This window comes from Sphingobium algorifonticola (genome assembly GCF_004005485.1).
Lineage (GTDB): Bacteria > Pseudomonadota > Alphaproteobacteria > Sphingomonadales > Sphingomonadaceae > Sphingobium > Sphingobium algorifonticola.
Genome location: NZ_RZUL01000003.1, coordinates 13,796 through 37,004 on the forward strand (window position 1 = coordinate 13,796; position 23,209 = coordinate 37,004).

The 23,209-nt window shown below is 62.5% G+C and carries 26 protein-coding genes; 22 read left to right on the top strand and 4 right to left on the bottom strand.

The window, feature by feature from the left end; genetic code table 11:
* Positions 1-63: 63 nt before the first annotated feature.
* The 21 genes from ENE74_RS09240 to ENE74_RS09330 all read left to right on the top strand — a co-directional run bounded on the left by ENE74_RS09240 (position 64) and on the right by ENE74_RS09330 (position 16,980).
* A complete protein-coding gene (locus tag ENE74_RS09240; RefSeq protein WP_127690664.1) occupies positions 64-2,169 on the top strand; it encodes a malate synthase G in 2,106 nt (701 codons plus the stop codon).
* A gap of 102 nt (positions 2,170-2,271) precedes the next feature.
* A complete protein-coding gene (locus ENE74_RS09245; RefSeq protein ID WP_127690665.1) occupies positions 2,272-2,454 on the top strand; it encodes a CsbD family protein in 183 nt (60 codons plus the stop codon).
* Between the two features lie 177 nt (positions 2,455-2,631).
* A complete protein-coding gene (locus tag ENE74_RS09250) occupies positions 2,632-3,339 on the top strand; it encodes a CoA transferase subunit A (RefSeq protein WP_127690666.1) in 708 nt (235 codons plus the stop codon).
* Positions 3,339-3,974, top strand: a complete 636-nt coding sequence (locus ENE74_RS09255; RefSeq protein ID WP_127690667.1) for a CoA transferase subunit B — start codon at positions 3,339-3,341, stop codon at positions 3,972-3,974. The genes ENE74_RS09250 and ENE74_RS09255 overlap by 1 nt, the downstream gene beginning before the upstream one ends.
* The gene (locus ENE74_RS09260; RefSeq protein ID WP_127690668.1) at positions 3,937-5,298 is read left to right on the top strand and encodes a serine hydrolase domain-containing protein; all 1,362 of its coding nucleotides are present in this window, start codon (positions 3,937-3,939) and stop codon (positions 5,296-5,298) included. The genes ENE74_RS09255 and ENE74_RS09260 overlap by 38 nt, the downstream gene beginning before the upstream one ends.
* Before the next feature lie 114 nt (positions 5,299-5,412).
* Positions 5,413-5,865: a hypothetical protein gene (locus ENE74_RS09265; protein WP_127690669.1), complete on the top strand. Its 453-nt coding sequence runs from the start codon at positions 5,413-5,415 to the stop codon at positions 5,863-5,865.
* A 696-nt stretch (positions 5,866-6,561) separates the two neighbouring features.
* Positions 6,562-7,248: a glutathione S-transferase family protein gene (locus ENE74_RS09270; protein WP_127690670.1), complete on the top strand. Its 687-nt coding sequence runs from the start codon at positions 6,562-6,564 to the stop codon at positions 7,246-7,248.
* Positions 7,249-7,314: 66 nt separating this feature from the next.
* Positions 7,315-8,751 (top strand): 3-isopropylmalate dehydratase large subunit, encoded by a 1,437-nt coding sequence (leuC, locus tag ENE74_RS09275; RefSeq protein WP_127690671.1) that lies wholly within the window; start codon positions 7,315-7,317, stop codon positions 8,749-8,751.
* Between the two features lie 31 nt (positions 8,752-8,782).
* Complete coding sequence (locus ENE74_RS18660; protein WP_277601366.1) at positions 8,783-8,914, top strand: hypothetical protein; 132 nt, start codon at positions 8,783-8,785, stop codon at positions 8,912-8,914.
* Positions 8,914-9,507: a 3-isopropylmalate dehydratase small subunit gene (gene leuD, locus ENE74_RS09280; RefSeq protein ID WP_127690672.1), complete on the top strand. Its 594-nt coding sequence runs from the start codon at positions 8,914-8,916 to the stop codon at positions 9,505-9,507. The genes ENE74_RS18660 and leuD overlap by 1 nt, the downstream gene beginning before the upstream one ends.
* Before the next feature lie 100 nt (positions 9,508-9,607).
* Positions 9,608-9,766 (top strand): hypothetical protein, encoded by a 159-nt coding sequence (locus tag ENE74_RS18225; protein ID WP_164847440.1) that lies wholly within the window; start codon positions 9,608-9,610, stop codon positions 9,764-9,766.
* Positions 9,753-10,076, top strand: coding sequence for a DUF1476 domain-containing protein (locus ENE74_RS09285; protein ID WP_127690673.1), 324 nt, complete (start codon positions 9,753-9,755; stop codon positions 10,074-10,076). The genes ENE74_RS18225 and ENE74_RS09285 overlap by 14 nt, the downstream gene beginning before the upstream one ends.
* Before the next feature lie 10 nt (positions 10,077-10,086).
* The gene (locus ENE74_RS09290) at positions 10,087-10,320 is read left to right on the top strand and encodes a BolA family protein (RefSeq protein ID WP_127690674.1); all 234 of its coding nucleotides are present in this window, start codon (positions 10,087-10,089) and stop codon (positions 10,318-10,320) included.
* Positions 10,321-10,351: 31 nt separating this feature from the next.
* Entirely contained in the window at positions 10,352-10,684 is a 333-nt protein-coding gene (gene grxD, locus ENE74_RS09295; RefSeq protein WP_127690675.1) for a Grx4 family monothiol glutaredoxin, read from the top strand.
* 141 nt (positions 10,685-10,825) lie between these two features.
* A complete protein-coding gene (locus tag ENE74_RS09300; protein ID WP_127690676.1) occupies positions 10,826-11,194 on the top strand; it encodes a BlaI/MecI/CopY family transcriptional regulator in 369 nt (122 codons plus the stop codon).
* Positions 11,191-12,846: a M56 family metallopeptidase gene (locus tag ENE74_RS09305; RefSeq protein WP_127690677.1), complete on the top strand. Its 1,656-nt coding sequence runs from the start codon at positions 11,191-11,193 to the stop codon at positions 12,844-12,846. Before ENE74_RS09300 ends, ENE74_RS09305 begins: the two co-directional genes overlap by 4 nt.
* A gap of 69 nt (positions 12,847-12,915) precedes the next feature.
* Entirely contained in the window at positions 12,916-13,797 is an 882-nt protein-coding gene (locus ENE74_RS09310; RefSeq protein ID WP_127690678.1) for an MBL fold metallo-hydrolase, read from the top strand.
* Positions 13,794-14,387, top strand: a complete 594-nt coding sequence (locus tag ENE74_RS09315) for a DUF4230 domain-containing protein (RefSeq protein ID WP_127690679.1) — start codon at positions 13,794-13,796, stop codon at positions 14,385-14,387. Before ENE74_RS09310 ends, ENE74_RS09315 begins: the two co-directional genes overlap by 4 nt.
* Positions 14,388-14,394: 7 nt before the next feature.
* On the top strand, positions 14,395-15,390 hold the full coding sequence (gene nadA, locus ENE74_RS09320; protein WP_127690680.1) for a quinolinate synthase NadA: 996 nt from the start codon (positions 14,395-14,397) through the stop codon (positions 15,388-15,390).
* On the top strand, positions 15,390-16,259 hold the full coding sequence (gene nadC, locus ENE74_RS09325) for a carboxylating nicotinate-nucleotide diphosphorylase (protein ID WP_127690681.1): 870 nt from the start codon (positions 15,390-15,392) through the stop codon (positions 16,257-16,259). Before nadA ends, nadC begins: the two co-directional genes overlap by 1 nt.
* Positions 16,252-16,980 (top strand): ribonuclease T2 family protein, encoded by a 729-nt coding sequence (locus ENE74_RS09330; RefSeq protein ID WP_127690682.1) that lies wholly within the window; start codon positions 16,252-16,254, stop codon positions 16,978-16,980. The genes nadC and ENE74_RS09330 overlap by 8 nt, the downstream gene beginning before the upstream one ends.
* A 636-nt stretch (positions 16,981-17,616) precedes the next feature.
* On the opposite strand, the gene ENE74_RS09335 is transcribed toward ENE74_RS09330, so the two are convergent.
* From ENE74_RS09335 to ENE74_RS09350, 4 genes are all read right to left on the bottom strand, one after another.
* Positions 17,617-18,039 (bottom strand): DUF4112 domain-containing protein, encoded by a 423-nt coding sequence (locus tag ENE74_RS09335; protein ID WP_127690683.1) that lies wholly within the window; start codon positions 18,037-18,039, stop codon positions 17,617-17,619.
* A gap of 21 nt (positions 18,040-18,060) precedes the next feature.
* Positions 18,061-19,527 carry an ABC transporter substrate-binding protein gene (locus tag ENE74_RS09340; protein WP_127690684.1) on the bottom strand — a complete coding sequence of 489 codons (1,467 nt, stop codon included), beginning with the start codon at positions 19,525-19,527 and terminating at the stop codon, positions 18,061-18,063.
* 83 nt (positions 19,528-19,610) lie between these two features.
* Positions 19,611-20,543, bottom strand: a complete 933-nt coding sequence (locus ENE74_RS09345) for a DUF808 domain-containing protein (RefSeq protein WP_127690685.1) — start codon at positions 20,541-20,543, stop codon at positions 19,611-19,613.
* A gap of 115 nt (positions 20,544-20,658) precedes the next feature.
* Positions 20,659-21,705, bottom strand: coding sequence for a FemAB family XrtA/PEP-CTERM system-associated protein (locus tag ENE74_RS09350; protein WP_127690686.1), 1,047 nt, complete (start codon positions 21,703-21,705; stop codon positions 20,659-20,661).
* 191 nt (positions 21,706-21,896) lie between these two features.
* Between ENE74_RS09350 and wecC the strand changes: the two genes are divergently transcribed.
* Positions 21,897-23,192: a UDP-N-acetyl-D-mannosamine dehydrogenase gene (gene wecC / locus ENE74_RS09355; protein WP_127690687.1), complete on the top strand. Its 1,296-nt coding sequence runs from the start codon at positions 21,897-21,899 to the stop codon at positions 23,190-23,192.
* Positions 23,193-23,209: the final 17 nt, after the last annotated feature.

The window sequence follows — 23,209 nt, forward strand, 5'->3', positions numbered from 1 at the left end:
CCTTTTACTCCTCTAGTAGGAATAATGCCGATCGTCTACATGCTGCAGCGAAGGAGAGATGCCATGACGATGATCCAGAAATCCGGCCTTCATGTCGCAGAGGTGCTGGCACGATTTACCGAGGAGCAAGCCTTGCCCGGTACCGGCATCGCGCCGGATGCGTTCTGGGCAGGCGTGGCCGATATTTTCGATCGTTTCGCGCCGCGCAATGCTGGGCTCCTCGCGAAGCGCGACGCCCTCCAGGCGCAGATCGATGACTGGCATCGCGAACGGGCGGGGAAGCCGATCGACATGGCCGAATATCGCGCCTTCCTGACGGCGATCGGGTATCTCGTTCCCGAACCCGACGCCTTTGCGATTACGTCCGCCAAGGTCGATGACGAATTGGCGACGCTGGCCGGGCCGCAGCTCGTCGTGCCGATCCTGAACGCGCGTTTCGTGCTGAACGCAGCCAATGCACGCTGGGGCAGCCTGTACGATGCGCTTTACGGCACCGATGCGATACCGGGTGCGGCGAGCGGCAAGGGCTATGACGCGGAACGTGGCGCACAGGTCATTGCCTGGGCGAAGGCGTTTCTCGACAAGGCCGTGCCGCTGGCGTCGGGTTCATGGTCGGATTTGGATGATGTTTCCGGCGGTATCGCGCTGCGCGATCCCGCGCAATATGTCGGCCAGTCGGAAAAGGGCCGACTGTTCCGCCACAATGGCCTGCATATCGAAGTGGTGTTCGATTCCGATCATCCCATCGGAAAGACCGATCCGGCGGGCATAGCCGACGTCATCCTCGAATCCGCCCTGTCCACCATCTGCGATCTGGAAGATTCGGTCGCCGCCGTCGATGCGGAGGACAAGGTGGCCGCCTATGCCAACTGGCTGGGGCTGATGAAAGGCGATCTGGCGGACACGTTCGAGAAAGGTGGGGCGATGATGACGCGCCGCCTCAATCCCGACCGCAATTACACCGCGCCTGATGGCGGCACGATCACGCTGCCGGGTCGCAGCCTGCTGTTCGTGCGCAATGTCGGGCATCTGATGACGACGCCCGCCGTCCGTCTCGCCGATGGCAGTGAAGCGCCGGAGGGCATTCTTGACGGCATCATGACCAGCCTGATCGCGCTGCATGACCTGAAGCGTGGCGGCGCGTTCGTGAACAGCCGCGCGGGCAGCATCTATATCGTCAAGCCCAAGATGCACGGGCCGGAGGAATGCGCCTTCACAAACGACCTGTTCGACACGATCGAGGATCTGCTGGGGCTGGAGCGGTACACGATCAAGGTCGGCGTGATGGATGAGGAGCGCCGCACCTCCGCCAATCTTGCCGCCTGCATCCATGCGGTGAAGGACCGGATCGTGTTCATCAACACGGGTTTCCTCGATCGGACCGGCGACGAGATGCACACATCGATGCAGGCCGGGCCGATGATCCGCAAGGGCGACATGAAGACGTCCGCGTGGATCAAGGCCTATGAGGATCGCAATGTGCAGATCGGCCTCGCCTGCGGCCTGTCGGGCAAGGCGCAGATCGGCAAGGGCATGTGGGCCGCGCCGGACCGGATGGCCGATATGCTGGAACAGAAGATCGGCCATCCGATGACCGGCGCGAATACCGCCTGGGTGCCGTCCCCCACTGCCGCGACGCTGCACGCGACGCATTATCATGCCGTCGACGTTTTTGCCCGGCAGGCGGAACGCAAGGCCGAACCCGTTGCGGACCTCGATGCGCTGCTGACCATTCCTGTCGCCGCCGGACAGAACTGGTCGCAGGAGGATATCGCGCAGGAGTTGGACAATAATGCGCAGGGCATATTGGGCTATGTCGTGCGCTGGGTCGATCAGGGGGTCGGTTGTTCGAAGGTGCCGGATATTCACGACGTCGGCCTGATGGAGGACCGCGCGACGCTACGCATTTCTTCGCAGCACATGGCCAACTGGCTGCTGCATGGGGTGTGCACGGCGGAACAGGCGGATGCGGCGCTGGTCCGGATGGCGGCCAAGGTCGATGCGCAGAATGCTGGCGATCCGCTGTATCGCCCGATGGCGGGGCGGGAAGCGGAGAGCCTGGCGTTTCAGGCAGCGCGCGCGCTCGTGTTCGACGGGATCGAACAGCCCAACGGCTATACCGAGCCGCTGTTGCACAGCTATCGTGCACGCGTGAAAGCGGCGGGGTGAGTGTCTTTCGGTTCGTCGCATCTGCGGGAACCGGAAGCACATATGGGCATTCTCCTCGATAGCGGGTCGGCAAGGCATCTGACGCACAGAAGGAGATTTCTCATGGGTGAACTGATCGACAAGGCCAAGGGCCTGGCGAACGAAGCCGCCGGCAATGTGAAGCAGGCTGTGGGCAATGCCCGTAACGACCCGGCGCAGGTTGCCGAAGGGCGCGCGCAGGAGCGTAAGGGCGAAGCGCAGAACCTCAAAGGCTCCGTAAAGGGCGCATTGGGCGACAAGGTCTGATCCGTCACGGATTGCGCCTGACATAGGCAAGGAAGGGCTGCACCACCGGTGCAGCCCTTTTTTGTTGTGGCCATTTGGTTTCAGGCATTTCCCTGCCAAAACCCAAATTGACCCGCGCGTTTCCGCCGCTTAAGGGCATTGCATCATCGCTATCCTTAAGAACGAGGGGCCACACCCATGAAGAAGCTGTATCCCGATGCCGCCGCTGCTTTGGAGGGGCTTTTGTTCGACGGCATGCACATGTGCGCGGGGGGATTTGGCTTGTGCGGTATCCCTGAGCGCCTGATTGACGCGATCCGCGACGCAGGCACGAAAGACCTTACGATAGCGTCCAACAACGCAGGGATCGACGGCGAGGGGCTGGGGAAGCTGCTCCGCACTCGGCAGGTCAAGAAGATGATTTCGAGCTATGTCGGCGAGAACAAAGAGTTCGAGCGGCAATATCTGGCAGGGGAGCTGGAAGTCGAGTTCTGTCCGCAGGGTACATTGGCGGAACGCTGCCGCGCGGGCGGGGCGGGTATTCCCGGTTTCTACACCAAGACCGGCGTCGGCACGCAGGTGGCCGAGGGCAAGGAAGTCAAGAGCTTCGACGGGCAGGACTATATACTGGAGCGCGGCATCTTTGCCGATCTGGCAATCATCAAGGGGTGGAAGGCCGACGAGTGCGGTAACCTCATCTTCCGCAAGACCGCGCGCAATTTCAACCAGCCGATGGCTACGGCAGCGAAAATCTGCGTTGCGGAAGTCGAGGAAATCGTGCCGGTGGGATCGCTCGATCCCGACAGCATTCACCTTCCGGGCATCTATGTGAAGCGCATGATCATCGGTGCGCCCTATGACAAGAAGATCGAGTTCCGCACTGTGCGTGAGAGGGAGAACGTATAATGCCCTGGACCCGTGACGAGATGGCCGCGCGCGCCGCGCAAGAATTGCAGGATGGCTTCTATGTGAACCTGGGCATCGGCATTCCAACGCTGGTGGCGAACCATATCCCCGATGGCGTAGAGGTTACGCTTCAGTCCGAAAATGGCATGCTGGGCATTGGGCCATTTCCGTTCGCGGGGGAAGAGGACGCGGACCTTATCAACGCAGGCAAGCAGACGATCAGCGAACTGCCGCAGTCGGCCTATTTCAGCTCTTCAGACAGTTTCGCCATGATCCGCGGCGGGCATATCGACCTGACCGTGCTGGGCGCGATGGAAGTTGCGGAAAATGGCGATATCGCCAACTGGATGATCCCCGGCAAGATGATCAAAGGGATGGGCGGCGCGATGGATCTGGTCGCGGGGGTCAAGAAGATCATCGTCGTGATGGAGCATACGTCCAAGAACGGCGACCCCAAGTTCATTCCCGCCTGTACCCTGCCGTTGACGGGCAAGAATGTTGTGGACATGATCATCACCGACATCGCCGTGTTCCAGCGGCCCGATCATGACAGTCCGTTCAAGCTGATCGAGACCGCTCCGGGCGTATCGGCGGAGGATGTACAGGCAAGGACGACGGCGCATTACATCGTATAAGATCAAGCGTAAGCCTCCCAAAGGCGGCCTGTTTTCGGGCTGGCGAACCAAGACGGTCGCCGCGTTGCTTCTGGGCGGTGTCGCGCTGGGCCTCGCGGCCTGGCCGTCGCACGGCCCGTCGCCGGATGGATCACGCTGGCCGATCGCGGCGCTCGCAGCCCAGCCGCAGCTTCCGCTCAGCCCCGAAGACTGGCGTGGCAAGGTCGATTATCGCGCGTTCGACGCCCGCATTCGCGCCATGATGGCGGACAAGGCGATGGCGGGTCTGGCCGTGGCGACGGTCGAGGATGGCAAGATCGTCTTCGTGCGCGGATACGGTCTTGCCTCCGTCGAAACGGGCGAGAAAGTGAATGAGCGCACGGCGTTCCGCTGGGCCTCGCTATCCAAGGGCGTGGCGGGCACGCTGGCGGCGCGGCTGGCGGCGGACGGGGTGCTGTCGCTGAACGATATGCTAGGCCAATATCCCACCACGCTGCGCCTGCCGGGTGAGGCACAGCGGATGCTGACGCTCGAGCAATTGCTCTCGCAACGCAGCGGCCTGCCGAAAAACGCCTATGACGACCGGCTGGAGGCGGGGCAGGAGCCGCAGGGCATCCGCCAGAGCTTCGCCGACGTACCCTTGGTCTGCGCAGTGGCGACCTGTCACAGCTATCAGAATGTCGCGTTCGACGCGATCAGCGAAGTCATCGGCGCGGCGACCGGCAAGCCTTATGGCGAAGTCGCGATGACGCGGCTGTTCCAGCCGATCGGCATGATCGGGGCGAGTGTCGGCATCGACGGGCTGCTGCGTGCGCAAAGCTGGGCGCGGCCGCATCGGGGACAGCGGACGCTGCCGGTGCTCGATTATTATTATCGCGTGCCCGCCGCCGCGGGCGTCAATTCCAGCATCGTCGATTTGGCCCGGTGGATGCAGGCGCAGATGGGGCTTTCCCCCGATGTGCTGCCCGCCGATGTGCTGACGACCGCGCAGCAGCCGCGCGTGAACACGCCGCGCGTCTATGGCAACACGCCGCTGGGGCGCGAACTGAAAGATCCGGGCTATGGCCTTGGCATGCGCAGCTTCACCTACAAGGGGCATCGGCTGGTGGGGCACAGCGGTGCCGTATCGGGATATCGCTCCACGATGATGTTCGATCCCGCGACGAAAAGCGGCATCGTGATGCTGTGGAACAGCGACGCGGGCGTCCCCTTCCGGTTACAACCGGAGTTCTTCGACCAGTATTACGGACTGCCGTTTACCGACTGGCTGGCGCTGAAGCCGGGGCAGGGCGAAGGCGAAGAGGGGCTGGGGGTGACGGAGCCTACGGTGGTGAAGGAAAGGTGATCAAATAACATTTTGCAAACCTGTTTATGTCAGGTTTTTGCACATCGCGGAGATATAATGTTGTAACTTCTCGGATATGCCGATCAACTTCATTGAAAATTGAACAGGCGAAAGATGAGAATATTCACTGCCATCGCCATCGTAACCCTCCTTTCGGGGTGCGCAAAGCCAACATGGCCGGAACAATATTTTCCGGCAGAGGTGGAAGTCAAACAAATCCTGTTTGCTAATAGTCAATTCGCCTTTCGTGAAGGCTGTACTGCTGTTGTAGCTGAAATAACGGACAGGGCCGGAAATAGTGTGCGTCGGTTTGAGCGGCGAAATGGCAGTGTGCATCCGCTGCCTCCAGATGGGTGGAAGAGTACGCCTATTGAAGATGAACCGCGCCAATATCGATTTTATGAGTCCGCCTTTGGAGGGTGTACCGGTGCGGGAGGATCGCCTCCAGGTGATTTAACGGGGGCTTTAATGCGGCCGGGAGCATTCTATAGAGTGACGCACAATGGGGAGGCTATCGCCATCATTGTCCCCGCTGCAAAGTTGGCTGGATTTTTCAGCTTCGGATGAAAGAAGCTTCAACTCTGCTCGCGCGATTTTTCTTTTGTCGCTTGCGAAGATTACACGAAAATGGCTGTTAGTACTTCTGTACCATCATTGTTGTTTCGCGCTCACGTTTAAGGAGCGTAATCGCATATTTCCCCTGTCCTACACCGCTCGAGCCTTGCTACCGCCCCACCAACGCCCATAGCCCTTGCCCTGCACGCAGGTCCATGCCGCACGCCCCGCCAGCCTCACAGAAGGCTGGTCAGCCAAGCGGCAGATGACTGCATTATGCACTGGCGAACATTGGCCCGGCGTTGATACCGCGCGGCGTCCTTTCGCCACGCAGGACGCACGACCGGGTGGGGTGCCTCAGGCTGGCCCGGCATTTGCGAGATGGGAATGTAAGTAAAGCGTGCAATCTTCCCATCCCCGTCATGCTGACGAAAGTCGGCATCCATTGGCTCTCCCGAAGAGAAAACCCGCAAACTTCGTACCAATGGATGCTGACTTTCGTCAGCATGACGGGAATATCGGTTAGTGCGAAACGAGCTTCTAAACATCCCCGATGTAGGAAAATGGGGCGCGACGTGCCGTGAACTTCCGCGCCTGGCGACCGCTTTTGATGCTGCTCATACAAGCCCAGCTTATCACCGCCCCTGCATTTCCATTTGGCGCGCGCCGTGTCCCCCGATACACCCCGCCGCGAAAAGGGAGACGACCATGACCTACACACTCATCACCGCCAACCGCAATTATTCGAGCTGGTCGCTGCGGCCTTGGCTGCTGATGAAGGCGCTCTCCATTCCCTTTGCCGATAGGGTCGAGCCGTTCGCGGCGGACAGCAATTACGATGCGTTTCGGGCATTCTCGCCCACCGGGACGGTGCCGGTGCTGGTCGATGGGGATCGCACGGTCTGGGATTCGCTGGGGATTACGCTCTATCTGGCGGACCGGCATCCCGGCGTGTGGCCGCAGGATGCGGCGGCGCGCGCCTTTGCGCAATGCGCGGTCACGGAAATGCACAGCGGCTTTTCCGCGCTTCGGAACGACTGCACGATGAATGTCGGCGTGCGTGTCGCGCCCAAGCCCATGTCCGATGCGCTTCGTAAAGACGTCGCCCGCATCGCGGAACTATGGGCGCAGGGGATCGGGAACTCCGGCGGACCCTGGCTGGCGGGCGCGGATTTCACGGCTATCGACGCCTTCTTTGCGCCCGGAGCCTTTCGCGTGCGGACCTATGGGCTGAACGTCGGCGCGGCGGGGCAGGCGTGGGTGGATAATATTCTGGCACACCCCGCGATGCAGCAATGGGAGACCGAGGCACTGGCCGAAAGCTGGCGTGAGGCGGGGCATGAGGCCGAACTGGCCGCCTGCGGTACGATCATCGCCGATTATCGCGTACGATAGACATTTAGTTACGCCGTTCGCATGGCCCTCTTTAACTATCGCAATGTTGGCGCTAGGGGGACGGGCATGACAGAGGCTCGCACACTTTACGACAAGATATGGGATGCGCATGTCGTCGAACAGCGGGACGACGGCACCGCGCTGATCTACATCGACCGGCATCTGGTACATGAAGTCACCAGTCCGCAGGCGTTCGAGGGGCTGCGCCTGGCCGGACGCCCGGTGCGCAGGCCGGAGCTGACGCTGGCGGTGCCGGATCATAATGTGCCGACGACCGCGCGGGTCGATGCGGACGGCAAGCGCATCCCAATCGCGGACCCGGAAAGCGCGCAGCAACTTGCGGCGCTGGAGCGCAATGCGCCGGAGTTCGGCATTCGGTACATCGACGCTACGGCACCGGAACAGGGCATCGTGCATGTCGTGGGGCCGGAACAGGGCTTTACCCTGCCGGGCCTGACCTTGGTCTGCGGAGACAGCCATACCGCGGCACATGGCGCACTGGGTGCGTTGGCATTCGGCATCGGCACCAGCGAGGTCGAGCATGTGCTGGCAACGCAGACGCTGCTGCTCAAGAAGTCGAAAAGCATGGAAGTGCGAGTCGAAGGCGATCTGGGATTCGGTGTCAGCGCCAAGGATGTGATCCTGGCGATCATCGGCCGGATCGGGACGGCGGGCGGCACCGGCCATGTCATCGAGTATCGCGGCACTACGTTCGACGCCATGAGTGTCGAGGGTCGGCTGACGGTTTCCAACATGTCGATAGAGGCAGGCGCGCGGGCAGGGGTGTTTGCGCCCGATGAAGCGACCTTTGCCTATATCAAGGGCCGCCCGATGGCACCGCAGGGCGCAGATTGGGACAAGGCCGTCGCCTATTGGAAGACGTTGCGGACCGATGACGGTGCCCGCTTTGACCGCACGGTCCATCTTGATGCAACGCAGATTGCGCCCAATGTCACCTGGGGCACCAGCCCCGAGGATGTCGTGCCGATTACCGGCAGCGTGCCTGATCCCGACAGTTTCGAGGATGCTTCGAAACGCGCGGCTGCGCGCACGGCACTCGACTATATGGGCCTTTCGAGCGGACAGCGGATGCAGGATGTCGGCGTCCAGCACATCTTTATCGGCAGTTGCACCAACAGCCGGATCGAAGACCTGCGCGCCGCCGCCGCGATATTGCGGGGGCGTCATATCGCGGGCGGCATCAAGCAGGCGCTGGTCGTGCCCGGGTCCGGCCTAGTCAAGCGACAGGCGGAAGCCGAAGGGCTGGACCGGATATTCGTGGAAGCCGGTTTCGAATGGCGGGAGCCGGGCTGTTCCGCCTGCCTCGGTATGAACCCGGACAAGGTGCCTGCGGGCGAGAGCTGCGCCTCGACATCCAACCGCAATTTCATGGGACGCCAGGGTCCGGGTGCGCGCACGCATCTGGTGTCTCCGGCGATGGCCGCCGCCGCCGCAGTGACCGGACGGTTGACGGATGTGCGCGAACTGGCGACAAGAGATTGATGGTTAACAAGAAACGAGTGGGACGGGCGCAATGAAGAAGGCATTCTGGTTGTTGGCGCTGGGCGCGCTGGCGAGTGCCGTGATGGCGGCAAGCATCGGCCGGGCGGAAGACAAGCCGGTCGGTCGGGCACCTTCGCAAATCCGGGGTGGGACAGCACACTGATGGAGCCGGTCACCCAGATCGACGGCCGCGCCTATCCCTTTGGCGTCAAGAATGTCGATACCGACATGATCATCGCGGCCGAATGGCTCAAGACCATCAGTCGCGTCGGCCTTGGCAAGGGGGCCTTCGCCGCGCTGCGCGCCGATCCGGCCAATGTGTTCGACGATCCGGCCTATGCGGGTAGCCCCATCCTGATTGCGGGCGACAATTTCGGTTGCGGATCGAGCCGGGAGCACGCAGCTTGGGCGCTCGCGGACATGGGTGTGAAGGCAGTCATCGCGCCAAGCTTTTCCGACATCTTTTCGGGTAATGCCTTCAAGAACGGTATTCTCACGGTCGTTCTGCCGCAGGAGCAGGTCTACCGCCTCATGGAGGTCGCGCGCACCGATACGATCCATATCGATCTTGCCGAGCAGATGGTGACGACCCCGTTCCAGGATCGCATGCCGTTCGATATCGACCCGTTTCGCAAGCAATGTTTGATGGGTGGGTTGGACGAGGTGGGCCTGACGATGGCGCGCGGCGAAGCGATTTCCGGGTATGAAATGCGACGCATGCAGGCGGAACCGTGGCTGGTGCCTGTAGCGGCTTAGACTTCAATAGCGTTGATCCCGTTACTCTCGTCATGCTGACGAAAGTCCAGACCCACACCCTGCCTGGATTGCATGTTTCTGCAAAAAACTGCGCTAATGGATGCTGAACCAGGTTCAGCATGACGAATGGGTGATAATTCTGCTGCCACAGGAATTGCTTTCCACCCTCTGCGCCGTTGCCTATTCGCCGCGCCCGCTCTATCCCGGTGCCAAGAACGCTTATTCAGCCAGTGAGGCCCCCATTCATGACGACCTTTGACGAACGTGAGCGCGCTTTTGAAAATCAGTTCGCGCATGACCAGGAGATGCAGTTTCGCATCACCGCGCGGCGCAATCGCCTGCTGGGTGAATGGGCGGCGGCCAGGATGGGACTGACCCCGGAAGAGACCGATGCCTATGCAAAAGCGGTGGTTCAGGCTGATTTCGAGGAAGCGGGCGATGAGGATGTGATCCGCAAGATCGTCGGCGATCTGACGTCGGCCGGGATCGATATTGACGAACCGACCGTACGCAGCGCGCTGGAAGAACAGGCGGTCATTGCGCGCCGCCAGTTCATGGAACAGAAGTAAGGCCCGCCCCATGCCCATGGCCGCCGACGACATTATCGCTATGATACGCGACGCCATTCCCGACGCGCAGGTCGAAATTACCGATCTGGCGGGGGATGGCGATCATTATGCAGCAAAGGTCGTATCCGGCAGCTTCCGGGGGATGAGCCGGGTGAAACAGCATCAGGCCGTGTACGCCGCGCTCGGCGGGCGGATGGGCGGGGTACTGCATGCCTTGCAACTCACCACGGCCGTTCCCAACTAGCGGCCACGCTATCAGCACTGGAACCCAAGACATGACCGAAGCCGTCGAAACCCGTATCGCCCAAATCGTCCGCAGCCACGATGTCGTGCTGTTCATGAAAGGGACGCCGCTATTCCCCCAATGCGGCTTTTCGAGCAAGGCGATTGCGATCCTCGAGCATCTCGGCGTCGATTATGACAGCGTCGACGTGTTGCAGGATCAGGAAATCCGGCAGGGCATCAAGAGCTTTTCCGACTGGCCGACGATTCCGCAGCTCTATGTCAAAGGCGAGTTCGTCGGCGGCAGCGACATCATGATGGAAATGTATGAAGCTGGCGAATTGCAGGCCATGATGGACGAACAGGGTGTCGCCAAAGCGGGCTGATCCCTGGTCTTGCCCCCGGCCCGCACAGCAGACGTCATCTCACCTCCGCTCATTACGTTAATGTTGCGTTCATCCGTTCGATTACATATGTAGTCGTATCGACGACAATCGTAGTCGTCGGGTATAGGCAGGGTGGGCGGCATGACCGAAAAGATCAGCGACGCGGAACATGCCGTGATGGAGGCGCTCTGGGAGAGCGCACCACTGACCGCCGCCGAGGTTGCCGAACGGGTTCAGGCCAGTCGCGGTTGGAGCATCCAGACCGTCAAGACCCTGCTTTCACGACTGATGGCAAAGCGCGTCATTGGTGCCGAGCAGGACGGTCGGCGTTTCCTTTATCGGCCGCTGGTTGACCGTGACGCCTATGTGACCGGCGAATCGCGCCGTCTGGTCGATCGGTTGTTTGGGGGCCGTGCCGCGCCACTGGTTGCGCATCTTGCGCAACAGGATCAGTTGAGCGATCAGGACATCGCCGAGATCGAGGCGCTGCTGAAGGCGCTCAAGCAATGACGGTATCGGCAATCGGGCCATGGCTGGCCGAGGCGCTGATCGCTTCTGCCTTGCTGATGGCAACGGTGCTTGTGCTCCGCCAACCCGTTATGCGTTTCCTTGGAGCGCGCGCAGCCTATGCGCTGTGGATCGTGCCCGCTTTGCGCTTCGTTCTGCCGCCCCTGCCGGACGGCGCAGCGCCCGCGACGTTGCTGCTGCCTGGCGCGCCAGTTGTTAGTGTGACGGCCATGCGCGAAGCCGTGACAATGCCCGCCACACAGATCCCATGGCTGGAACTGGCGGTCACCGTGTGGCTGGGTGGGGTGATTCTGTTCCTCGCGATCCATGGCATCGGCTATCTGCGGTTTCGCGGCATGATGTTGCGCGACGGCATAGTCATCGGTCGATCGAGGGGTGTCACGTTGCTTGAAAGCGTTCATGCGACTGGCCCTTTGGCATTCGGCATCGTCCACCGGCATGTGGTGGTCCCGATCGACTTTACCGATCGCTACACTGCCTCGGAGCGCCAACTGGTTCTGGCGCACGAATACACGCACCATGCACGCGGGGATCTGGCCGCCAACCTGCTGGCGATCGTTCTGCTGGCGCTGCACTGGGGCAATCCGATTGCGTGGTTTGCCTACCGCGCGTTTCGCGCCGATCAGGAACTGGCCTGCGACGCGCAGGTGCTTGGCGAAAGCGGCCAGGACAAAGCCCAGGATTACGGACGGGCGATATTGAAAGCGGCGATCGCGGGGCCTGCTTCGGGCATGGATCGCTTCAGCATCTGCCATTTGAACAGCGTCGATACACTGAAAGGGAGGTTGAAAATGCTCTCCACACATTCCGCTACGCTTCATCGGATCACTTGGGGCATGTCGGCCGTTGCGGTCGTCACGGTCGCCGGGCTTGCGTTGACCGCTTCGGGCAGCAAGGCCGCCCAGGAAATGGCCACCGTGTCACGTCAGTTTTCGGACACGAAATTGTCGCGCCTCGCCTCGCTGCTCCCTTCATCTGCACCGCGCGCCGATCTGCCAGAGCCGCAGGCGCCCCTGGCATTGCCTTCGGTTGCGGCAATAGCGCAGGCGCCGGATACGCTCGAAGCGCCCGAGCCTCCGGCGCCGCCCGCAGCCACACAAGCCCCGGCCGCGCCAATGCCGCCCGCCGCGCCTTCCACAACACGTCGCGTGAAAATCACGTCGCATGATGGCACGACATTCTATCATGACATCGCTGCCCCGACCGAAGCGGAAATTGCCGCGATGGTGCCGATTGTCCGGGTCGATCATCGTTGCGACGGCGCAGCGATGGTGCGGACGCAGGACTATAGCGACGCGTCCGGCAAGCGGCATGTGAACGTCTCGATCTGCCAGCGGGCCATCGATCGCACGGCCATGGCGGAGGCCAAGGCGAGCATGGCGGATGCAAAGGCTGCATTGAAGCTGGCACGAGCTGAAAATGCACGAACACGCGCAGAGGCCCATGCGGCCGATGGGATTGCAAGAGCACAGGCCCGCGCCGAAGATGCGCGCGCGCGCGCCGAGGCTCACGCACAGGACAAAGCCGCAAGAGCGCTGGCATGGGCCGAGAATGAACGAGCCCGCGCCGAGAATGAAAGAGCCCGCGCCGAAGCAATGCGTGAGAGGGACAGGCAGAACATTCCAGCCCGCTAATCTCCGCCCCTTCGTCCATTTCGCCGACAGCATGCTTGAAAAAAGGTGCCGAGGTGGCACATGGGGTGCATGGACGCGCCCTTCGACATCACGAGCCTGCCTACGGGGGTGCTCATGCCCCTGTCGCCCTTGGTTTCGCGTGTGCTGGCACCCAATCCGTCGCCGTTCACCTTCACGGGCACGCAAAGCTATTTCGTCGGGCAGACGGAACTGGCGGTGATTGATCCCGGTCCCGCCGATCCTGCGCATATCGCGGCGCTGATGCACGGCATTGCAGGGCGGCCGGTTACGGCAATCCTGTGCACCCATACGCATCGCGATCACAGCCCCGCCGCGCGTCCGCTTGCCGCCGCAACTGGTGCGCCCGTCATCGGTTGTGCGCCGCTGACGCTGGAAGACGATGGCCCGCGCGCCGATGCCGCGTTCGATCCCGATTATGCACCCGATCATGTGCTTGCCGACGGGGATCGGGTCGCAGGCTCCGGCTGGACGCTGGAGGCCGTTGCGACACCTGGGCATACATCCAATCATCTCTGCTTCGCCCTGCTGGAGGAGCACGCACTGTTCACCGGCGATCATGTCATGGGCTGGTCCACCACCGTAGTTTCACCTCCGGACGGGAACATGGCCGATTACATGCGATCGATGCAGCGGCTGATCGATCGCGACGACCTGGTCTATTATCCTGCGCATGGAGATGCGGTAGAAAAGCCGCAGCGGCTGGCCCGGTCCATGATGGGGCACCGCCGTCACCGCGAGGGGCAGATATTGCGGCATCTGGAGTCGGGCGGCTCCGTCGCGATCGCCGATATGGTGGCCGACATGTACCGGGGCGTGGACCCGCGGCTGCATCCCGCCGCAGGACGATCGGTGCTCGCCCACCTCCTTGATCTCCAGACGCGCGGCCTGACGCGGGAGCATCATGGCCGGTGGGAAGCCGTTGCGGCATGAAGAGCCTGATCAAATGGATCATCCTGGCGCTGATGATCTTCGGCCTCACCTTTGGTGGCGCTTATTATTATCAGCAGCAAGCTAACCTGAAACAGGGTGGCGCGGCCCGATCGACTGCCGCTACTACGCTGAAAAGCTTGCAGGAACAGCCACGGCTGCCCGTGTTTTCCGCCAGCTTCGTTGCTGTCGTCAGCGGTCAGCCTGCCACGCTGGTACCCGGCGTGGTGCGCTATGAGATAGATGTTGCGAAGATCGCGCAGCGGGACGTGAAGTGGGATGACAAGCGCAAGACGCTCGCCATCGCCCTGCCGCCGCTCGTTCTTTCCGCGCCGGAGGTTGACGCCGGCGCCATTCGGGCGATCGATAGCGGTGCCGCCGCGGCGATTCCCGACGGCGCGGAGCCGCTGCCCGATGATGCGGTACGCAAGTCGGGGGAAGACGAAATAGCGAAACTGGCGCGCGGCGAATCGGCGATGGCTCTTGCGCGGGAGGCCGCGCGCGGTGTCATCGAGCGCAGTTTTGCTATGCCGCTGCGTGCGGCCGGGATAAAGGCCGTCGTAAAGGCGACTTTCGCCGACGAACAAGGATAGGACGGACATGGACGCGAGACATGGCATCGGCGGCAGCCTGAAAGGGCTGGATCTGCGCGCGGAGATCGACCGGCTGCGCAAGGAGCGCAACGCCGTCATCCTGGGCCATTATTACCAGAAGCCGGAAATCCAGGACCTGTCCGATTTCGTCGGCGATTCGCTGGAGCTTTCGCGCAAGGCGGCGGAGACGGATGCGGACGTCATCGCCTTTTGCGGTGTGCGGTTCATGGCTGAAGTGGCCAAGATTCTCAGCCCGGAAAAGATCGTGATCCTGCCCGATATGGAGGCGGGATGCAGCCTTGAGGACAGTTGCCCGCCCGCGCAGTTCAAGGCGTTTCGAGAGGCCCATCCCGATCATATTGCCTTGAGCTACATCAACTGTTCGGCGGAAGTGAAGGCGCTCTCCAACATCATCGTCACCAGCAGTTCGGCGGAGAAGATTCTGAGTCAGATACCCAAGGAACAGAAGATCATCTTCGGCCCGGACAAGCATCTGGGCGGCTATCTGAAGCGCAAGCTGGGCCGTGACATGCTGCTGTGGCCGGGTGTGTGCATCGTGCATGAGAGCTTCAGCGAGACGGAATTGCTCAAGCTCAAGGCGCAATATCCCGGTGCGCCGGTCGCCGCGCATCCCGAATGCCCGCCTTATATTGTCGATCATGCGGATTATGTCGGGTCGACCAGCGGAATCCTAACTTTTGCCAAGACGATGCCCGGCGAAACGCTGATCGTCGCGACCGAACCGCATATCATTCACCAGATGGAAAAGGCGGTGCCGGAGAAGCGCTTCATCGGGGCGCCCGGCGCGGACGGCAACTGTAACTGCAACATCTGCCCCTATATGGCGCTCAATACGATGGAGAAGCTGTACGTGGCGCTCCGTGACCTGACACCGCGCATCGCGATGAACGAAACCCTGCGCCTCGCCGCTCGTAAGCCGCTGGATCGCATGCTGGAGATGGCAAGCGCGACGGTCGGGCAGGGGGATGTGGGCGCGCGGTGATGCAGCAGCCATCGCCCCGATCAGAATTACGTCTTTCTGGATTTGATCTGTCCGCCTTCATCGCCGCAACCCTTGCCGAAGATCTAGGCCCGGATGCGCGCGATGTGACCAGCGAGGCGGTGATCCCGGCCGATGCGCGCTTTAGCGGGGTCATGGACAGCCGCGACGCCGTGACGATCGCGGGTTTGCCCATCGCTGCCGCTTTCTTTCGCGCGCTCGATCCCGATGTGGAGATCGAGATGCTGGTGCAGGATGGCGACCGGGTGGCGGCGGGAACCGACATCATGCGGTTGCGCGGCCAGGCGCGGGCGATGCTGACGGCGGAGCGGTCAGCGCTCAACACGGTGCAGCATCTGTCCGGCATCGCGACGATGACTCGCGCCTATGTTGATGCGATCGCGGGCACGGGCGCGACCCTGCTCGACACGCGCAAGACGATCCCCGGCCTGCGCGCGCTGGAGAAATATGCGACGCGGATGGGCGGGGCGACCAATCACCGCATGGGCCTGTGGGACGCGGCGATGATAAAGGACAATCATATCGCCGTTGCCGGATCAGTCGAGGAAGCGGTGCGCCGCGCCGTCGCCGCCGGTATCGAACGCATCATCGTGGAGGTCGATCGGATCGACCAGATCGAGCCTGCGCTGGCTGCGGGCGCCACGCATCTGCTGCTCGACAATATGGAGCCGCCGACCCTGCGCCGGGCTGTAACCCTGGTCGGCGGACGTGTGCCGACCGAGGCGTCGGGCGGCGTGCGGCTCGATACCATTCGCGCGATCGCGGAAACCGGCGTGACCTATGTCAGCGTCGGGCGCCTTACCCAGTCCGCTCCGGCGGCGGACATTGGACTGGATTTCGCCCATGTTTAGGCTGTTGCTCGGGGTCACGCTGACGTTCGCGCCCGCCGCCGCGCTGGCGCAGGTGGAGCAATGCACACCGCCGCGCACCGTCCCACGCCCCCGGCCGGACTTGCCCTCCGCCAGCCAGCCCAAGCGGGTGCTGCCGATCGGCGGCTATACGCTGGCGATCACCTGGTCCCCGCAATATTGCGCGGGCAAGACCGGTGCGCGGGATGCCTTCCAGTGCGCCAATCGTACCGCGCGCTTCGGCTTTACGCTGCATGGGCTGTGGCCGGACGGCGTGGGGAAAGACTGGCCGCAATACTGCCGCGCCACCGGCATATTGTCGCGCGCGACGATCCGGCAGAACATGTGCGTCACCCCCTCGGCGCAGCTTATCCAGCATGAATGGGCGAAGCACGGCACCTGCATGACCGCCAATGGCCAGCCGAACGGACAACCGATCCGCCCGGACGCCTATTTCGGAAAGTCGCGCGCGCTCTATCAGGCGCTGCGCTTTCCCGACATGGCGGCGCTGGCCCGGCGCGAAAGTGTGACCGCAGGCCAGATCGCCCGCGCCGTCGCCGACGCCAACCCCGGCATCCGCCCCGACATGATGCGGGTGACGGCCACCCGTGACGGGTGGCTGGATGAGCTGTGGCTGTGCCTGGACCGCCGCTTTCGCTACGCAAAATGCCCGGCGCATCAGGGTGGGGTGAATGAGGGGGCGAAGGTGCGGGTGCGGGGGTAGGCGCATCAGTTTTCGACCATCCTTGGTTACTCCGCCGGACCATCCGCATTCCTGAAACCGGCTACTCAGTCAGATAGCAAGTCGAACGCTGGATGAACTACGGTAATCCGAGGCAATGCCGTATAATTGGTCGGTCACTTGCCCTCATACGGTAATTGCTAATTAGGTACATTCGAGCGCGAGTACCTCCCCCCTCCGATTTGAGAATAACTTCAAGGTGACGAACCTCATTGACGAGCGGTTTTGTGTGGTCGAGGCGAGCTGAAGTACGAACGAAGAGTTTCAAAAAGCTGCGTTTTCGTCCGTGAGTTCGATTTGCCACCGCCAGTCCGACGCCAGACCGTTTGCTCAGACATGCCGCAACGTCGCGCGGTGGTCGCGGGCCTGCCGCTTCAAATCGCAGCGTCATCGCGTTGTCGTACTGGCTGGTTGTAACTTGAGCACTCGTTGCCAGGGCGGTTACAAAGAGCACCACTGAGCCTGTCGTATGGTCAAGCATTGCAGCATCCTCCCACACCAGCGAGGCGTCAGCAATTAGGACGTTTAATGCCGGATGATTTTCACCGCCAAGCGTCAGCTATCACTGATCACCGCCCGAAAAGCTGTCTTTCGGCAATCCACCCCACAATCACATCTTCACCGCTCGATAATCACCGTCCCCGGGTGATGTTTGTCGAGATGCTTGCGGATGATCTTCAGGTTCTTCGTATTCGATTTGAAGAAGAAGTCGAAGGCGTCGCCGGCGAAGGGGATGGCGCCGATCAGCGTGTCTACGCCGACATTGGCGGCCATGCGGGTGATCTGCCATTTCGACATGCCCAGGTTCCGCGCTTCCCACACGATCCATGCGCCCATCGCCGCGGTCGCGATGTCGCCGATTACCGGGATCAGGCCGACGAGGCTGTCGAGACCCACGCGGCGATTGGTGCCGGGCAGGACGAACAGGCCTTCCAGCATCGCTTCCATCGCCTCTATCCGGCGGCGCACCGATGCGGGATCGCGGCCGAAGCCGGGCAGGTCGCGGGTCAGGCGATCGAACTGGTCGGGGGAAATGGCCAACTGTATTACTCCTTGATAACACTAGTTGGTGGTGCGAAAGAGCTGGTTCAAGGGGTGGCGCGCGCGGGTGGACGGGGCAAAGCCGTTGAGCGCCCGATCGACCAGCGACCAGCGGATCGGCGCGCCCAGCGGGAAATAGCCGTTGTGCGCGACGGTCAGCGCCTCCGCCTCGGCGATGCGGCCCTGCACGGCGTCGACCGCCGTCGCCAGTTCTGCCTCGATCAGCTTCTCCTGCGCAGCGGCATCGCAATGCACCTTCCGCGCGCAGCTGACGCGGCCCAGATACCAGAGCGCACTGTCATAAGCGGCCACTTCGTCGATCAGGCGCAGGTCGGCGTCGGCGTTGGGCGGGACCTGGCGCGACGGCACGCCTATACGCGCGAAATCCTGCGCGATCAGGGTGAACAGCAGGCGCGATCCCGACCCGAGCGGCATGGCGATTCGCAGTGGCGGAATTGCGCCATTCGCGGCGCGCCATTGCGCGATCGTCGCCTGCGCGCTGACGCGGCGGTCGTCCACCGACAAGGCGGACCATTCCGGTGCCGTGGGTTCGCGCGGAAGATCCAATATCTGCGGCACGATGCGGTCAGTGACGGTCCAGCCCCCCAGGCTGAACGCATTGGGCAACCGTTCGCGGTCGATCGCGCTGTTGAGCGCTGCCCGCACAGCGCGATCGTTCAGGAAATCACTCCGGCCGACCACTGCCAGGCCGAACAGCCCCTGCACCGGATCGACACGCACGGCACGATTGGGAATGTCGGCCCTGTTGACCAGCGGCAGATCCTGATAGCGGCCGCCCAGCACCAGCGAAGCGAGACCCAGCTTGAACCGGGCGATCGCCATCGCTCCCCGTTCGGCCCGCAGAACCCGGTTCTCCCACGCGGGAATCGCGGCTTCCGCCTCGGCATCATCGACGACGGGGCGCAGGAACCACGCGGCCCCGCGCCGTTCCTTGCGATAGGGGCCGGTGCCGCCATCGCGCCGAGTGATCGCCATCTGCGGCTGTGCAAGCATTTGCAGCAGATAGGGGCGCGGCACAGACAGTTGTAGTTCCAGCACTTCCCCGGTCATCGAGGATACGTCCTGGATTGCCGCCAGATCGCCATGGCTGTCGAGCAGCAGGTTGGTCGCAATTCGGTTGCGGAGCAGGGCGGTGACATCGGCAGCCTCAATCTTCGCGCCATTTGCCCAGCGTGCGCGGCGCAGGCGGAAGATGTAGCTGCGCCCGTCATCCTGCACGATCCAGCGTTGCGCCAGCGCAGGCATGACATCGCCGCGGGCATCGAACGCGACCAGACCCTGAGCGGTCGATTCGAGCATCAGTTTGCCCGCGGCACTCAGCGGATCGTGCAGCGGGTCTGCCAGTTGCTTCGTCGTGCCGATAACGCTGACGACCACCGGACCATCCTGCCGTTCCGAACAGCCCGCCAGACCACCCAACAGCATGAGAGTGGCGGCGAGTGCGCAATGCAGGGAAGGGCGGGTCATGGCCAAAGGGGGTCCAGTCGGGGCTGCCGTCCGTCTCGTCTAGCCCGCACCAACGGTATAGCCAAGCGGCAGGACGACAACGCCTAACGCTTTATCTTGTGCACGACGAACGCGATGATGCCGCCCACGATCAGCCCGATGATGCCCGATCCGACGGCGTTCACGATCCATTCGGTCACCGGTGCGAGCGGGCCGGTGGCGTGACCCGCAGCTACGGCGGCATGATGCAGCCCTTCCGGAATGGCACCGAGATGAAACTCTTCCAGGCCATGAACAATGATGCCACCCCCGACCCACAGCATTGCCGCCGTGCCGATGACGGAAAGCGCCTGCATCAGGACGGGCATGGTCTGCACCAGACCGCGTCCGATCACCGGGCCGATCCCGTTGCCGCCATCGCGGGCCATGTGGAGGCCGATGTCATCCATTTTCACGATCAACGCGACTACCCCATAGACGCCAGCAGTGATGAAGAGCGACACAGCGAGGAGCACCAGCGCCTGCTCCCACAGCGGCACATCGGCAACCGTCGACAGGGCAATCGCCATGATTTCGCCCGACAGGATGAAATCGGTGCGAATCGCGCCGCTGACCTGCCTGTCCTCCAGCGCCTTGGGGTCGGGGTTGGCAGCGAGTTCCTCGATGGGGTGGCCTGATGGTCCCTGGAGCTTTTCCAGCAGCTTTTCCGCCGCCTCGAAACAGAGAAAGGCGCCGCCCAGCATCAGCAGCGGCGTCAAGGCCCAGGGGATGAAGGCACTGATGGCAATGGCGGCGGGCAGCAGAAACAGCAGCTTGTTGCGCAGCGATCCCAGCGCGATTTTCCAGATGATCGGCAATTCCCGATCGGGCGTCAGACCGACGACATAGCGCGGAGTGACGGCCGCATCGTCGATCACGACGCCCGCAGCCTTGCTGCTTGCCTTGCCCGCCGCCCCGGCTACGTCGTCCAGCGAGGACGCCGCCAGCTTGGCAATGCCGGCGATATCGTCCAGCAATGCAATCAATCCCGATGCCATTGGTCAGTTCCCCCGTTCAGAACGCAGCCGATCCTTAGCCGTGACGACAGATCGTGCAAAGTCTTGCCGTGAACCCCCGATGCGCGCCGACGTTCCGCAGGGAAATCCGTTTCAGCTATCCCAGTCCGCGGGCGATCCAGGGGCCGACGATATTAGCAACGGGCAGGGGCAGCCGTTTCCACATATCGACCTTGCGACTATGTTCGGCACTGTCAGGCTTGATGTTGCGTGGTTTGCCGGAAAGCGTGCGCGTATAGCTCATCAGCGGAACGGGATCGAAGCCCCAGCTTGACTTCCATTTCGCCTGACCACTGTTCACCTTGGACCGGCCGAAGTCGAAGGCGGTGCAGCCACGTTCCCGCGCCCGGTCCATCAGGCGGAAATAGAGCAGCTCGTTCGATCGCAACTGCCGCGCTTCGGCGATACCGCCGCCCCAATAGGGCATGGCGACGCCGCGATGGTAAAGCGTGAGGACGGCGGAGACGGGGCGATCGCCATCGCGCACAAGTGTGATCTCCGCATCGTCGCCGAAGCTATCCATCACCGCCGTAAACAGACCGCGCGGAAACACAGGCGTGCCCAGATTGCGCACGCTGTTTGCATAGACATGGTAATGGGCGCGGATCAGCGCGGTATCGCGGCCATGGCTGACCGAAAGCTGGCCATTGCCAAGCCCCTTGCGCACTTCGGCGCGATGCTTGCGCGGAATGATCGCCAATTGCGCGTCAGTGTCCGCCGCCAGCGGCGCCTTGAAGCCGAGGTGCAGATCGTCATGTCGTGTCCAACCTGCGCCGGGACAGGCGCCGCCGCGCAGTTCCAGCGTGGGGCAGCGCAGGCGTGCGGCAAGGGGGATGAGTGCCTCGGCAAGGCAATCCGCAATTGCAATATCATCGGCCAGCATGCCGCCCCGCACCGCAAAACCTGTCGAAACCAGCGCATCGCCGAACAGGCGCGATCGTATATGTGACAGCGGCACGAGGCCCACGACATCCGTTCCCCGCATCGCGATCAGCATATGCGCCTGATTGCCCGTGCCGCGTGCGATCGCGGTCAACCAGGCTCGCCGATGAAAGGGCGTTGCTTCAGGATGCGCCGAGACATAGGCGTCAATCCGCGCCTGTGTGGCAGGGTCGTCGAGATCGGCTTCGAGGATGGCAGTCATGGGTTGGGTCACTAACGCGCAAAGCGATATATAGCGTTAATGCCCTGCCGCTTTCTAAAGCAATGGCCGCGCCCTGCTGCACTGCGCGGCCGCGCGCCGCCACTGCCCTCGATCTGCACCAGCATTACCGAAATCTTCAGCATTTCCGGGCACACATTTCGGCGAATTGGTTTGCCGAAGGACTGCCCCTTATGCCCGTCGATATCGAACAGCAGGTTTCCGTCATCGGGCTTGGCTATATTGGTTTGCCGACCGCTGCCCTGATCGCCCGGAGCGGCGCGCGGGTGTTGGGGATCGACGTTTCTCCTCATGTGGTGGCGACGGTAAACAGCGGGCGGGTGCATATCGAGGAAGTCGATCTGGACGGGCTGGTGCAGGGCGTGGTGGCGCGCGGATTATTGCGCGCATCGACGCAGGTGGAGCCTAGCGACGTGTTCGTCATCGCCGTGCCGACGCCGGTGTCTGAGGATCATGCGCCCGACATTTCCTTCGTACTGTCTGCCGCGCGGACGATTGCGCCGGTGCTGAAGGCCGGGGATACGGTGATCCTGGAATCGACGTCGCCCGTCGGCACGACCGAAGCGATGCGCGATCTGCTGGCGACGTTGCGCACGGACCTCAAGATGCCGGGGCAGGGCGGGGTGCCCGATGTGTCGATTGCTTATTGTCCGGAACGGGTGCTGCCCGGCCGCATCCTTGTTGAGCTGATCGACAATGATCGCTGCATCGGCGGCATCACCCCGCGTTGCGCGCGCAAGGCGCTGGGCTTCTACCGCCAGTTCGTGCGCGGCCAGTGCATCACCACGACGGCGCGTGCCGCCGAGATGGTCAAGCTGGTGGAAAACAGCTTTCGCGACGTCAACATCGCCTTCGCCAACGAACTGTCGGTCATCGCCGAGGGCATGGGCATCGATGTGTGGGAAGTCATCCGCCTCGCAAATCGCCATCCGCGGGTGAACATATTGCAGCCAGGGCCAGGCGTGGGCGGGCATTGCATCGCCGTCGATCCCTGGTTCATCGTGCATGGTGATCCGGACAATGCGCGCATCATTCGCACCGCCCGTGAGGTGAACGATGCCAAGACCGATCATGTCGTGGCAAAAGCATCCGACCTGATCGACGCGTATCCGGCGGCCGACATCGCCTGTCTGGGGCTCGCGTTCAAGGCGAATATCGACGATTTCCGCGAAAGCCCGGCGGTGAAGGTCGCGGCGCGGCTGGCGCGGCGCTATGGCCGCCGGGTGAAGCTGGTGGAACCTTATGCCCAAGACCTGCCGGTCGATTTCGTGGGGACAGGCGCGGAACTGATCGACATCGACATTGCGCTGGAACGCTGCGGCGTCTTCGTGGTGCTGGTCGATCACGACATCTTCAAGTCCGTGCCGGTCGAGGAGCGGGCAGGCAAGATTGTGTACGATACGCGCGGCATCTGGCCCGATCAGCCGATGGCCGCCATGCCGGTCGCACGGGTGGCAGGCGTGGCATGACACGGGTGCCGATGCGG